General features: G+C 38.8%; 8 protein-coding genes. 3 read left to right on the forward strand and 5 right to left on the reverse strand.

Going from position 1 to position 14,863, the window contains the following annotated elements; all coding sequences use genetic code 11:
• The first annotated feature begins 5 nt into the window (after positions 1-5).
• A complete protein-coding gene (locus CXF85_RS12020) occupies positions 6-1,001 on the forward strand; it encodes an AgmX/PglI C-terminal domain-containing protein (RefSeq protein ID WP_101228792.1) in 996 nt (331 codons plus the stop codon).
• A gap of 125 nt (positions 1,002-1,126) precedes the next feature.
• Here the strand turns inward: CXF85_RS12020 and CXF85_RS12025 are convergent, their stop codons facing one another.
• From CXF85_RS12025 to CXF85_RS12045, 5 genes are all read right to left on the reverse strand, one after another.
• Complete coding sequence (locus CXF85_RS12025) at positions 1,127-1,486, reverse strand: hypothetical protein (RefSeq protein ID WP_101228794.1); 360 nt, start codon at positions 1,484-1,486, stop codon at positions 1,127-1,129.
• A 58-nt stretch (positions 1,487-1,544) separates the two neighbouring features.
• Entirely contained in the window at positions 1,545-2,522 is a 978-nt protein-coding gene (locus tag CXF85_RS12030; RefSeq protein WP_101228796.1) for a hypothetical protein, read from the reverse strand.
• Positions 2,523-2,585: 63 nt separating this feature from the next.
• Positions 2,586-5,036 (reverse strand): hypothetical protein, encoded by a 2,451-nt coding sequence (locus tag CXF85_RS12035; RefSeq protein WP_101228798.1) that lies wholly within the window; start codon positions 5,034-5,036, stop codon positions 2,586-2,588.
• Positions 5,037-5,083: 47 nt separating this feature from the next.
• Positions 5,084-6,334 carry a DUF4123 domain-containing protein gene (locus CXF85_RS12040; protein WP_101228800.1) on the reverse strand — a complete coding sequence of 417 codons (1,251 nt, stop codon included), beginning with the start codon at positions 6,332-6,334 and terminating at the stop codon, positions 5,084-5,086.
• A 35-nt stretch (positions 6,335-6,369) separates the two neighbouring features.
• Complete coding sequence (locus tag CXF85_RS12045; RefSeq protein ID WP_101228802.1) at positions 6,370-7,284, reverse strand: hypothetical protein; 915 nt, start codon at positions 7,282-7,284, stop codon at positions 6,370-6,372.
• 788 nt (positions 7,285-8,072) lie between these two features.
• On the opposite strand from CXF85_RS12045, the gene CXF85_RS12050 reads away from it, so the two are divergent.
• Positions 8,073-9,908: an immunoglobulin-like domain-containing protein gene (locus CXF85_RS12050; protein WP_101228803.1), complete on the forward strand. Its 1,836-nt coding sequence runs from the start codon at positions 8,073-8,075 to the stop codon at positions 9,906-9,908.
• A 231-nt stretch (positions 9,909-10,139) separates the two neighbouring features.
• Positions 10,140-14,863: beta strand repeat-containing protein (locus tag CXF85_RS12055; protein ID WP_157829093.1), on the forward strand; the 4,724-nt coding region annotated here is incomplete at its 3' end.

The following is a 14,863-nucleotide window of genomic DNA, read 5'->3' on the forward strand; positions in this document are numbered from 1 at the left end:
TATTCATGACAACTGCTACTTATCAAGAGTTAGCGCTTGCTTGGCATCCTCAAAGCAAAAGTGATAAACCCTTTGTCATTTTTGCGGTGGTGTTTGTATTACTTTTTGTTGGCTTTGGTCTTTATATCGGCTCAGTAGAGCTGCCTAAAGAAACCAAACGTGCCAAAGTAGTGATACCTGAGCGAGTGGCTAAATTTATTTTAGAAAAGCCAAAACCTAAACCAAAACCTAAGGTCATTAAAAAAGAACCGCCTAAACCTAAAGTGATCAAAAAGGATCCGCCAAAGCCAAAAGACAAGCCAAAAGTTAAGAAAAAGCAGGACAAAAAAGTGCAAGTCTTAACAAAGAAACAAGTAAAAGCACGTGAAGTCGCTAGTGAAAGTGGCTTGCTGGCATTAAGTAATGAATTATCTGACTTAATGGATACTTCAAGCATTGATGCCATGGTAGGTAATAAAATAGCTAAAAATACTACCACTAACCAAGTAAGCTCAGCTCAACGTGATAACTTGTTAACCGCCGATGCGAGTAAAGGTAGTGGCGGCGTTAGTACTTCAAGCGTACTTAATAGCAGTCGCAGTACTGTTAAGTTAGATGGTGCACAAGTTGCAGCGGCGCAACAGCAATTACTTGCTTCACGCGCTGATACCAGTTTAGTAGAAGGCACTGAGCCAGATAAATCGGTAGATAAATCTTTCAAACGTACCGGTAATTACCGACCAGAAGAAGACATTGCTTATGTTATGGATAAGAACAAAAGCAAGTTACACGCTTTGTATCGTAAAGCACGCAGAAGTAATCCTGGTATTAAAGGTAAAATAGTCTTAGAAATTACCATTTCACCTGAAGGTAAAGTGCTAGTAGTTAATATTGCTTCGAGTGAATTGAATGATAAGAAACTTGAGTCACGCATTATTGCAAGAGTTAGACAGTTTAACTTTGGTGCAGCGAATGTGAAGGCGGTTACTGTGACGTATCCGGTGGAGTTCTTGCCATCGTAATAGTGTTAGGGGGGGGGCGGAGAGTTTTGCTTACAGGTAAGCGTAGAGTTAAATCAATTAGTCAGATAAGAAGGTAATAACTGCGGTTATTACCTTCTTATTTACAGCTAATACATTACATATCGCTAAATTGTGCCATTGAGCTGATTTTTACTGGCTCGTTGCAGTTTTATTCTACGGATGGTTTCAGTTGAGCTATTATCCTCAATAATTTTAAAAGCCCAACTCGTGTCTTCACAACGTTCGAAACGCTCGCCTAGAAGGGCAATTATCTCAATGATAGCTTCAATATTTTCTTTTTCAAAAAAATTCCATAATGTTAAATCATTCAGTTGCCTACTAACCCACACCTGCATTTGTGTTTCATTATAAAACTGAAAGATAGCGGGATGTTTATTTTGTAGGTGCAGCCCCATAGTCAAAGCAATATTTTGTTGCTTATCTATCATCATTAAGTCTATTTGCGCTTGGCGTATGGTTAACATTTACATCCTTTTTCACTATCAGTTTTCTTCGTTTGGCAATGCTTTAATCGCAGGTAATCTAGCGTACAATTTCCCATTTACCATCAAAGCGGGCAAATTTAAGGGGAATACTTGTTAGAAGATCTGTTCCTAGGTGTTCAAATTCTATTTTTTCAGAAAGGCTTAGGTCCCAATCATGTAACCAAGTTAGTTTATTATTAAAAGCAACGGCAACATCGCAAGCATTAATGTTTAAGTCGCGCACTGGAGATAAATCTTCGTTATCTACTAAACTACGAAGGTGCACTACCATCTCATAGACATCTTTACCTTCTTCTTTATAAAAGGCTTGATCATACTCTTTGCCACGTTCAAGAAATAAGGCTTTAAGGGCTTTAGCATCATTGTCTCTAAGCGCTTTCCAGACAGGTTGATACACTTCATTAATCATATTTTTTCGAGTGGCTTCCCATTGTTCATCAGATAACTCATTATGATTAGTAAGCTCATCTGCTTTAAAGAAGCGCCACAATGGGAAAGGTGCAGGCAGAGTGATATTTTGAGTTGTTTGTAGTGCGTGATTGTATTCGCCCTTTTTGACTTGATAATCCTCGATACTAAACTCGCCAGTATCAGAGGGCACAATTTTATTACTAACTACATCAAATTTATTAGTTAGGAAGGAAGTTGATAATGATGATAACAAGCCTTCAATATCAGTATAGTCAACACTATCATCTTCTATTTTTAAGTGGGAACCATCATAAATAGTACGATTAATTATAGTTGTTTCAGACCCACTGTTTTCTCTAACACAGAGTTCTAATGTTAATTTTCCGTCATTACGGAGCCCCGTTATACCTGCTGGTGTCGGTATATTTATATGGTAAATATCAAATAGATTATCACCATTTTTTAACCATTGGTTGATAGGATATTCCATCACGTTCATTTCACCGTGACGTTGCTCTTCAATGAAGCAGCCGTTAACGGTTATTCGATAACCGCAATTCTGGCTATTCAAGCGAAGGGTGTAAAAAGGTTGTTTATAATTCATAATAATTCTCTTTGATTTTCATTTACTCAATCTTTTGTTTAACTACTAGCTTATTTCTTACGTTTATATACCTAAGGTAAATATTTTTTTTATTGGTTTAACTTCAGATTCACGTGCTTTAAATAAGCAAAAATTAATTAAGGTCTTTTTCTTCTCTACTTTATTGTCCGCAGTGTCGGTTGTAGGTACTGCGACTTTTCCCACATCATCACCTCGTCGCCTTGGTTTTTTCTCAGCTTCAGCTATTTTAGCCTCGTCTTCATTATTTTGTCTTGCCACTGACTTACCAAACCAAATAAAGGCTTCAATAAATACCGACAAACCACTATAAAACAATTGATATGACAGTCCTGAGGTACCCGTGTCTTCATCTGGCTCTTTTAAGTAATTGAAGGTGAGTCCTAAACGTGATTCCCCCGTTTTATCGGCAGATTTAGCACTACCTTGTATACCACCACCCAGAGCTGTAGGTAAGTACTTACCAAAGCCAACTGACTTTAAAATTTGTAAATCAGCGGTTAGCTTAGCATCTACTTGCGCATTGATACCTGCGTAGATTGAGGACGATTTGTGATCAAAAGAAAATTTACTTTGTCCCGCTAATTTAGTCATCACTAGACCCGCTGCAGGATCGTCGGTTTCTGCGGCGGCAGACAAGCTTAAATTACAGGTAACAGAGGTAGAGCTTTTCGTTGCCGCATGTTCGCTAACTTCTTCATCAGTGACGCTATCTAGATCACTTTGAATTTCCTCGGCATTGATTTCATCAACGGTAGCGCTTTTAAATTTCTCACATTGCTTTGCAGCGCTCACCACTGAGTTTTTCATTAACGCGACGTAATTTTTACATGAATTTACTACATTTTCTTCAATGCCTAAACCCTTAATGGTATAACGAGCAACATCAGATAAGCCGCCAGTAGCAACACGAAGCGCTAATTTTCTACTTTCACGCCAAAAAATATTCAGTAAATTTATATCATTTTGATATTTAAATAAGGGTGAGGCAGAGATAAACCAAGATTGATCGTATCCTATATCAGAATAAACACGTTTATCGTTAGTATCAGAAGTGACCAAGTTAGCTTTTTTTCTAATATAGGAAAGATTAATACACGGAGCCTGCCATTTATAGCCAGATGCTACCGGCTTATTAGCCTCTATAATGCATTCTTCGTATTCTCCTATATCTTCTTCAACTTTATCTGTTTTACCCAAATCAATTAACTTATCAAATACTTTACCTGCATTGAGAATAGCTTTAACAACAACACTACCTCCTAGAAACTTTTTAACCGCGGCATCATGGTCGCTAATATCTTCTGCTGAAAGGGAATATTCGTAAGTGGCAGTGTCTTGGCGAACAGAAGCAGATATTTTTACATCTAACCCTTTGGTTTCAAGATTATAGGACAAGCTTAAGGCTAACTTTTTTATTGAAGCTTGATGAATCGTTATTAAAGGGGCAAAGTCACCATAAGTTTGTACACCACTGCTACTACAGCTATTTAAGAATAGGTTGTATTCAGCACGTGTTTTAAACGCGTCTTTTTCTTTTAATACGGAATATATATATTCTACCGTAGACTCACCTTTGTCTTTGGTAATGCTAGAGGGGTTAAGGCGTAATTGTGCTAGTTTTGGGTCAGTATTTTTAAAATCATGTTTCTTTTTTTTCAAATCCGCGATAGTGGTATCTTCAGATTCAACCTCAACGGTCGGGCAATTACTGTCTTCACCATAACCACATTTTCCTTCGGCTATTATTTTAAAATTAGTTTGAAATTGGCTTTCGTGCCCACCAACAAAATGAAAACTATCCTCCCCAGCACTTAGCTTTTCAATATCGGTAATATGTATTTCATTTTGAGCGATAGTTTTAGGTTCTATAGACTTATCAAGGATTTTATTAATACCATCAATAACTCTATTTGCGCCTGCTAGTAGAAGTTTTTCGCTACCATCATTTAGGTTTTCAATTTTTATAATTTTGAATTTTGTTAACTTGCAGACCTTTTTTTGACAACCAACGGTACTCTCTATTAAGGGGGATTTTCCTGAGGCGGTTAAGGCTTTATCAATAGCTGCTTTTTCTTTCTCGTTATCAATCTTCACGATAGATTTTTCAGATAAGAATTTTTTAGGTGTTTTAATATCAACGTGGCCGTCTTTGATATCTTGTAATGCCGTATCGTAATGCTTGTTAAATGAGGATTTTACAATATCTTTATGCTGTTCGTTATTAAACTTTTTATCAAGCTTACCTTCTTCAGCTATGCGTAAAGTAGCAATAGCCATTGCTGCAACCACAGTTTTGCTTTCAGAATCAAAGCGCTCGCGCATATCAGTATCGTTTAACTGATTGTAGGCCTTTTGATGGATCTCATAAGATTTAGCGTCTTTTTTCTTGAATTTTTTCGCACTTTTATTAGAAAAACCAGAATTTTCCAAAATTGGCGTATTTTCAGTGTTTTCTTTTTTTTTACTTAGAACACTTTTTAGTTTATCTAACATGATAATTGTTAACTTCCATATTCGTGATTCTTAATTGAAAAAAGACTTTAGTGTTGCGCATATAGCCAAGAAATACCCTGAGTAACTTTTTGCTGTGAAGTTAATATATCGCTGGTAAATATATGTTGTACCTCTACACATGTATCATCTTCCATAAAGTTACCGCCATTGACTAAGATCATTTCAGTACAAAGGTAATTATTAGTTAAACCGTTAATTTTTTTCTGCTGGCATATTTCTAAAGCTATTTGAGCGGCAACATGAATATCAACGTTCTCAAAATCGTTATCGGCATAACGATTATTAAAGCGTAAAATACAGTAGCTAGAAAAGTCTATTACGTTACTGCCCACGTCTAAAAAAGCTTTCTCTAAGAATAATTCGTTTACTTTTTCTTCAAAAGTAAACTCATTACTAGCTAACAGCGGAGCAATCCAAGAGGCGTTGATAAAAAAATCTATTCCCCATTGCTCAATGGCTAATGCTAATTGTGTTAATGGCTCGGGAGTTACAACGACTAACTCAAATGAATCACAAAAGACTAAGGCTTGATTAATTATTTCAAGCAATGCATTTTTATCGTTTTGATCTGTATTAATTAGTGGTTTTAGTTTTAATAAACCAGTCGCTTGACGAATAACATCAAGTCCAACTTTCTCGCTAATTGCAGTGTTTATTTCATTAAGCTCTGCGATATCAGCATCAGTTACCGTGATTTCATCTTGAGTACAGTCATTGGTAAGCACTGAACCAAGATCAACTACTCCATCCTCATCACGTTTAAAACGATGAATAGTGCCCGACTCTTCGCCTTCCATTATGTATTCACTGATATGGCCAAATACTTTATTAGCTTCTTCAATCGTACAGGTTGGTAGGTAAGGGCGCATAACACGTGGATCGTAATATCTAAAGTAAGCTCTTTTATCGTCAGGGAGTTGTACCATAGCCATTTTTTTACAATTCTGGCGGATATTAATGAGTGTTGCAGGTGGGTGGGTAATAGCAAAAATACCCCAACTGTTGCCCCAACCTTTTTTTAATATCTCAATTGTTTGAGGGTGGTCTTTTTCTAAACGCACCATATAAGGTGCAGCAATGGCCATTTCGTAACTGAGTTTTCCACCGATCAAGCAAGAATTTTTTAGTGAGCCTAAACGTATTATTTTCTCTATTTGTTTATCACGTGCGCCACCTAAAATAGCGTAAACAACGGGTAGTTTTCCTGAGTCATTTACTTGCCAAAGTTGTTGCTGAATTCTGTTTATATCCAATGGCGCTAAAGGAGTTGTTGTCATTTGTTTTGTTCTCAATAAGTTTGAATAAAAGGAGCTTAAGCGGCTTTTTCGTCATCGTCTTTTTGGCATTCTTCACAAAAAGGCGTGCCTGCTTTGGCGGCTTCTTTCAAACCCTCTGCAGTTTTTTTATCATCACGGACTGTGGCTTCTTGCTCAGCAGGTGTAGATTGCGATTCAGTTGATGTCGAATCAGCAGGTGTCGATTCAGTAGATGTTGATTGTGAGTCCGAAGATGTTGATTCAGTTTCGTCAGAAGATCCTTTCGACTCTTTAGAATCTCGGGCCGGCGGAGGATCTGATGGCGATTTAGCGGCCTCAAAAACGGTTTCAACTAAATCTTGACCGGTAGAAGGCTTAAGTGGCTCAGGTAGTTGGGTAAGTACAATGTCACCCTTAACCAATGCAGCCTGTAATAACTCAATACTATTACCATTACCTGTTGGCAAATTAAGCGACTTGTTAATAACTTCTGCTGAATGGGCTGTGATCTCAAGATCTTGAAGAATTTGTTTGGCACTAAGCTGGTCATGAACAGGCTTAACATCGGCAACTGTATTAACTAATAAACTTGCTGCAGGCTGTAACTCGAAGCGTTTACCTAAGGTGTCTTTAAAACGTCTTAATTGACGCGAATCATCTAACTCACTTATTGATGCCGTTTTATAAGCTTGCACACTACCTTGTGATAATGCTTGAGCAATATAATTTTCTATACTCGACCACGGATTGGTATTGTTCCAGTTGGCATAACTAAAAAATGAATTAGCTTGTGCCAAGTTTTCCCAAAAAAATAACGGTACCTGCAAGTTATTAATAAACTGAAGGGCAGAATTTTTGTTAGTAAAAGACTCGGCTTTAATCGAGTTGGGTAAGGAGCTTACGCCTTTGTGAGTAAGCCTTATAGTGTAATGCAGGCCTGTTCTACTTTTGAACACTTGTGAGGTTAACATTTTATTGTGCACAGTCCGTTGAATACAATGGTTTTAATGTTTCTAATTATAACGAGGCTTTAAAGGTTAATGCACGTTATTTATTACTTATAATATCATTTAATTTACATACTAATAACATTTTCTAATGGAAGTTTAGTATGCTTGTAATGATATTCTACCCTACTTTTGGTGCTTATTGCCTAGACGCTGAATGTAGTAAAAGTGGTATTTAAGAATGTTATGTACTGATATTTTTATATATTAACCAATAACCTAGCCCTTCGACATTCTCGTAGTGTATTAGCCGGGAACCCATGCTGTTTATCTCTTGCTCTTAGTCCCTAATAATTCAGATTTCAAGGTAGATTTGAGTTTGAAATCGGATCCCAATCAAATGCATTGCCTTCATTAACATTTTTTTTTGTACATATAGAGAATACCTTTCTTCCTGTGCTTAATTTACACTTGACTTATACCTTTATTATCAACGCATTACATATATTTTTTATTGTAGGTTAGATAATATTCGTTACAGAACTAGTACAATTATTAAGTACACATAAAGTAACAATTCTGGTTATTATTGTGTCAATTAAGTTGTAAATATGTTAATTTCGCGCACGGAAAAGACTTTGGTTAACGTCACGGTAACAGAGTTATTACTTACTACGTAACTTAAGTAATGGCACATGGCTTGGTCTTTGTGTAGTTACTGTCTTTCAACGCATTATTTAATGTATGAATTAAGGTAATCGTTTTACCTATTTTATTTACTATTTTTTACTTTACTTACACAAGGACGTTTTATGAAGTTATCCGCTTTAGCGCCATTATTCTTACTTACACTGGGCACCTTAACCGCATGTGGCGGTGGCAGTAAATCTCCAGCACCAACTCCAGCCAAAGATACCACAGCACCTGTTATTACCTTAACGGGTGATAGCGCATTAACGCTTAGCGTAGGTACGGCCTATTCAGAGCAAGGTGCTACCGCAAATGATGCTACCGATGGCAGCGTTGACGTAACCACAACCGGTACTGTTGATAGCGCTGTTGTGAGTAGTTACACACTAACCTACAGTGCCAAAGATGCGGCGGGTAATGCAAGTAGCGCAACACGTACAGTGAATGTGGTTGATGATATCGCGCCTGTACTTGTGTTAAACGGTGTTACTCCTTTTTCTCATAATGCGGGTGATGATTATGCCGATTTAGGTGCTGTAGTTTCTGACAACCTTGATGATGCGAGTAGCATTACTATTACTACAACAGATGAGGTCAACGCCGCTGTTATTGGCTCTTACACTGTTACTTATACCGCTACCGATGCGGCGGGTAATGTTGCGACTCCATTAATTCGTACTGTTAATATTGAAGATTTAGCTGGGCCTGTGATTACTTTAACGGGTGCCGCGATAATTGAACATAACTATGGCGATGTTTATACCGACAAAGGTGCTATTGCGACTGACAATGTTGATGGAAATGTTGATGTTACAACCGAAATTACAGTTCTTATCGATAAAATAGGTAGTTACAGTGTTATTTATACGGCAAAAGATGCTTTAGGTCATGAAGCAACCCTAGAGCGAATAGTGAATGTTGCTGATTTAGTTGGCCCTGTTATTACTCTTACAGGCGGCAATACTATTACCTTGGGTAAAGGTCGTGTCTATAAAGAGTTGGGCGCAACTGCACTTGATAACCTAGATGGCGCAATTGTAGTTGGCGCGCCAACAGGCACTGTTGATTACGATACTATCGGTCTGTATGAGTTAACTTATACCGTAACGGATGCGGAAAATAATCCAAGTACACTTGTGCGCACCGTTGATGTGTTAACAGCTAAACCATTTATTACTACTTGGAAGACAGATAACCCCGGTAATAGTAATGTTGATCAAATTACTATTACTACTAACACCGCCGCTTACCCAATAGAATATAAATACTCTATTGACTGGGGTGACGGTGAGACTAACGTAGATGTAAGAGGTGATATTACTCACACTTACACTAACAAAAGCATTGATGATACTTATACCATTACCATTAGTGGTGATTTCCCTCAACTTTATTTCAATGGTGATGATAGTGAGAAGTTACTCACAATTGAGCAATGGGGAGATGGAGCCTTGTTATCATTAACGAAGGCCTTCAATGGTTGTCGCAATGTGGTAAGTAACGCCATTGATAGCCCTAACCTTAGGTTTGTTACCGATATGAGTAGAATGTTTTATGTAGCCACTTCATTTAACCAAGACCTCAGTGCTTGGGATGTTAGCTCTGTTACTAATATGCAAAGCATGTTCGAGCAAGCCCGTTCATTTAATCAAGAGCTTAGTGCTTGGGATGTTAGCTCTGTTACCGATATGAGGGAAATGTTCTCGAATGCAAGTTCATTCAATCAAGATCTCAGTGCTTGGGATGTCAGCTCTGTTACTAGTATGGGTCGCATGTTTCTAGCTGCACCTATTAGCACACTTAACTTCGATAGTTTATTACAGGCATGGAGTCAGCAAGAGGTACAAAGTAATGTGTATCTTGGTATGGGAGATAATGGCTACTCAGCAAACTCACAGGCAGCTCGCAATATTTTAACAGGTACCTATGGTTGGACTATTGACGACGGTAGGGGGTGATTATTTATTTAGCGATTGTTGTTTTAAGGCTTAACTAATTGCATTAATACGTTATTCAATGAGCTTTTATGGTGTAAATCCGTAAAGCTCATTTTTATAATTAACTTCTTCACTTAGCCGTTATGGAGTAGTTAAGCAGGCATCAAAAAAACAGCACAGAAATAAAGAATAAATACAGAGCGCTAAACCGTTAACCCTAAGATTATTTTAACTTGCAGTAAGGATATTCGCATGAGCAATCGCTTGAATGATAAAAAAAACACAGGTAGCCAAAACCAACAGAGCAAGGCGCAACCTAACAAGCTAAAACCTAATAAGCCATTAGCGAAAAAAACTCAAGCGAGTAAAAATCAAGCGAAAAATAGCCAAACTAAAAAATTAAACTCCCAAAATTTTGCACTCTCCTCAACGGCATTTTCTGTTTGTGTAGCTTTGTCTAGTTATGCCTTACCTAGCATTATTAATCCTGCGTTTGCTGCTGGCCCTAAAGGCGGCGTGGTTGTGTCGGGCAGTGGTAGTATCACTAAAGATGCCGCTGAAACCATTATTAAACAAAACTCGCAGCATATGGCGATTAACTGGGACAGTTACAATGTTGCCAGTAATGAACGCGTGCAATATATACAGCCCAATAGCCAATCAGTCTCCCTCAATAATATTCTAAGCAGTAATGGCTCGGTCATCGCCGGTAATATCGATGCTAACGGTAAAGTGATTTTAGTTAACCCCAATGGCATTGTTTTTACCCAAAGCTCTACCCTGAATGTTGGTAGTTTAGTAGCCTCTGGTTTGAGTATTACCCCGGATGACTTTATCAATGGCAACTATGTATTTGATGCATTCGAGAATGCTGACGGCGCGGTAATTAATCATGGCATTATTAACGCTGCTACGGGCGGCAGTGTTACCTTATTAGGTAAACAAGTTGAGAACCACGGCTATATCTCAGCTAACTTAGGTGCGGTCAATTTAGCGGTGGGTAAACAAGCGATATTAACCTTTGAAGCCGGTGGTTTGTTAGGGGTAAGTATTACCGATGCAATATTACAAGATGAACTAGGGCTAGATCCTGCGCTGGTTAATAGTGGCGAGATAACCGCTAAAGGCGGTCGGGTATTATTAACCGCCAGTGTTAGTCAAGACGTATTCTCACAAGCAGTAAACTCAGGTATTGAAAGTGCTAGTAGCGTCGTTATGCATGCCGATGGCAGCTTTACTTTGGGCGGTGGCGCTGATGTCTTAAACACTGGGACTATTGATGTTTCCATTAATGAGTCAGTAGATTCTTTCTTGCTCGATGAACTTAAACAAGCAAACGAAACTTTTGATTTATCAAGCAATACCACCAGCTCTAAAATTGTCATCTTAGGTGATAATATTACCAGTAGTGGTCAGTTATTGGCTAATACCAGTTATGCCAATGGCACTAATACAACTAAGCCATCAGGCGAAATCGAGCTGCATGCACAAAATACCACGCTGTTAACCGAGAACAGCCAAACCCTTGCTACCAGTGCTAATGGCATTGGCGGTATAGTAAAAGTATTAGGTGATAAAGTTGGCTTATTAAACAACTCCGTTGTTGATGTTTCCGGTGATATTGGTGGTGGTGGAATATTCATCGGTGGCGACTATCTTGGTGAAAACGATTTAATAAGAAATGCCACGGCTAGCTTCATTGCGGGTAATACCCAGATCAGTGCGAATGCAATAAATGAGGGTGATGGCGGCCGTATTATTATTTGGGGTAATGATTCGGCTAAGGTATATGGAAATATTTCTGCTACCGGTGGTTTTATCCGTGGTGATGGTGGTTTTGTTGAAACCTCTGCAGGTGTGGTGAGTTTAGACCTTACCGTTGATGTATCAGCTGCAAATGGTAATGCCGGTGCCTGGTTAATTGATCCCTATAACATAACTATGTCAAACGCTGATGGTTCAAACTTTAATGAGACAGATCCCGACCCTGTTGATGGTGTGGATGTTGATGCCATGTTTACTAATGATGGAGGCGATTCAAACATTAATTTGAGTACATTACTCACCGCGTTAGATAATGGTGGCAATGTAACCATAAGAACTAGCGAGTCAGGTAGCACTACAGAGGCTGATGTTGTCTTTGACGGTGACGGCAATATTACCACTGCTGGTAGTGGCAATATTACCTTAGTAGATGATTTTGATTTACACACTAAAGATGGGGCAGTCTCAACCTTAACGCTTGAGGCGCATAATGATATTAACATTAATGGAAAGATTTATGATTCTGAATTTAACAATGACCCTGTTCATTTAACCTTAACAGCTGATTACGACAAGGATAATCAAGGAGATGTTACTGCTATTGCCAATATTCAAACATCAGGTGGAGACTTTACTGCAACGGGTGTAAGTATAACCCTAGCTGAAGTAACAACATTAGGTTTTGAAGGGTGGTCTAATAGCCTACAAGGCTCTGCGGGGGGAGCTATTCTTCTGCAAGCATCAACAGGCTCTGTTGAAACGGGAGCACTAACCACCCAAGGGGGGGAAGCTTACAATCGAAATGGTCATGCAGCAGGTAATATTACCATTGAAGCTGTTACTGGCATTACGGTAACAGGTGCGATAAATGCCCAAGGTAGTGTGGGAGGAGATAAGGATACCGGTGGTTCAGGTTATGACGGTGGCGCGGGCGGCATTGTCAAGTTAACCAGTGCTGGCGGGGATATAGACCTGGAAAATACAGTTAATAGTTCTGGTGGTAATGGACATACTGCTGAGAATGATCATGAAGCCAGCGGCGGTAATGCTGGAGCTATCACCATTGAAGCAACTACTGGCTCAGTAACCTTAGCAGCCGTAAGTAGTGATGGTGGTGATGCCGATGGCAAAGACCCAAGTAATGATCATATTGCGGGTAATGCGGCTGTTATAACCCTTATTGGCACTAGCATTATGCTTGAAGGTAACTTATCAGCTAAAGGTGGCAATGATCCAGATGCCAATACTAAGGTCTTAGGTACTGGCGCTAACGTTATTTTAAATGGCGCGGTCACTTTAGCTAATAACATCACTATTGATGCTACTGGTAGCACTGACGGTGATATTTGTTTCACTGATGATTGTGCTATCCCAGGGACCACTTCGACAATAAACGGCAGTGTTGCTCATGCCCAAAATTTAACATTGTTAGGTAAAGATATTATCTTTACCGACAATCTAGGTGACATTTTTACTCTTGGTGATCTTAAAGTCACAGCAACAGGTGCTGTCACTGCTACTAATGTAAATATCACTTCTGCTAGCCTAAATGTTGTTAGTTCAACAGATTTCACCTCAGGAAATATAACTACTGTTATTGATGGTCAAAATGGTGGCGATATTATCATCAATGCGATCAACCTTGATGTTAGTGATATTGATACCTCTTCAACAAGTAATGATGGTGGTAGCGTTACCTTAAAGGTAAGTAACAGCTCTACGAATGATGGCGCATCAATCATAATCGACTCTATAGATAGTTCGGGCTCGCGTGATGGTGGTGTGATTAATTTAAGTGTTACTGATACCGAGCTGGGTAATGCAAATTTACAAGCAAGTGGCACAATAGATAGCTCAGGATCGCGTAATGGCGGAACAATTACCCTAGCTGTGGTTGATAGTGGTGCGGGTAACGCGAGCATAGATGTACAGGGCCTTAACAGCTCGGGCACTAATGATGGCCGCGCTATTAACATAAGTGCTATAGATAATGATGACGGTAAAGTCATTATAAGTTTACAAGCCTTAAATAGTTTAGGTATAAACCGAGCTGGAGATATTGACGTAACTGCTGAAGATAATGGTGTTGGTGCAACATCGGGTTCAGTTATTACCTTGGCTGGGGATATTAATTCCGAAGGTGTTAATATTTCTAAAACAGGTGCGGTAAATATTTCTCTAAAAGGTGAGAATCAAGGCACAGTAGCACTTACATATGATCATAGCGGTACCAATACGAATAGTTTTACGTCGAGTGTAATTGTAACAAGTACAACTGCTGTGACTACAGATATTTTAATCGGTGCTGATAGAACTAATGCATGGGTAATTAATGCGACCAATACAACACTAAATACTAATCTAACAGCACTTGGTTTTGCTAATTTAACCGGTGGCAGCGAAGTCGATAATTTCACCTTGGCATTGATGGATAACATCACAGGGTTAATCAGTGGTGGTGCAGGCCTTGATACCTTAAAACTTACAACCGCTAGCCAGTCGGTTGTTATCGGTACTGATATTTCAGCTATTGAAACTGTTACAGCATTTGATACGGATAATACCTTAACCGCGAGTAATATAGTTAATAGTTGGCTAGTTACTGGCGACAACCAAGGTGTAATTAATAACGCTACGGCTGATGAAGTTAACTTTGTTAATTTCAATAAACTAACCGGTGGTACTGGCAATGACGATTTTGTTATGGATGTTGCCGGCAATATAAATACCCTTGTTGGGGGAGGTGGTGCAGGTGTTGATAGCCTGTCGGCTCGCACTAATGTTACCAATATATGGGCCTTTACTGATGCACTATCTTCATTAACGCAAGACAATGACCCTGCAGCAGATGAACTATATGTTGGTGATTTCTCGGGTATTGAAACTTATATTACCGGCAAGGATAATGAGTGGGCAGATGTTTCTGCGTTAACAACTAATATTAATGTCAGTAGTTTCTTAGATTTTGCCGGTATTGTTGGTAATAACTTAACCAGTACTTTACTTGGTCAAGACATTGCTAGTACTTGGACTATAGGCAAAGTAAAAGATGCTAACGATAATGATAGCTTAGGTATCAATGATGGTACTTACACTGCAGGTGCAGAGTCACTTAAGTTTATTGGTTTTGCTAACCTAACCGGTGGCGACAAGGTCGATGAGTTTATTCTATCCAAAATGGATGATATCACAGGGTTAATTAGTGGTGGTGC

The organism is Colwellia sp. 75C3 (assembly GCF_002836255.1).
Classification (GTDB): Bacteria; Pseudomonadota; Gammaproteobacteria; order Enterobacterales; family Alteromonadaceae; genus Colwellia.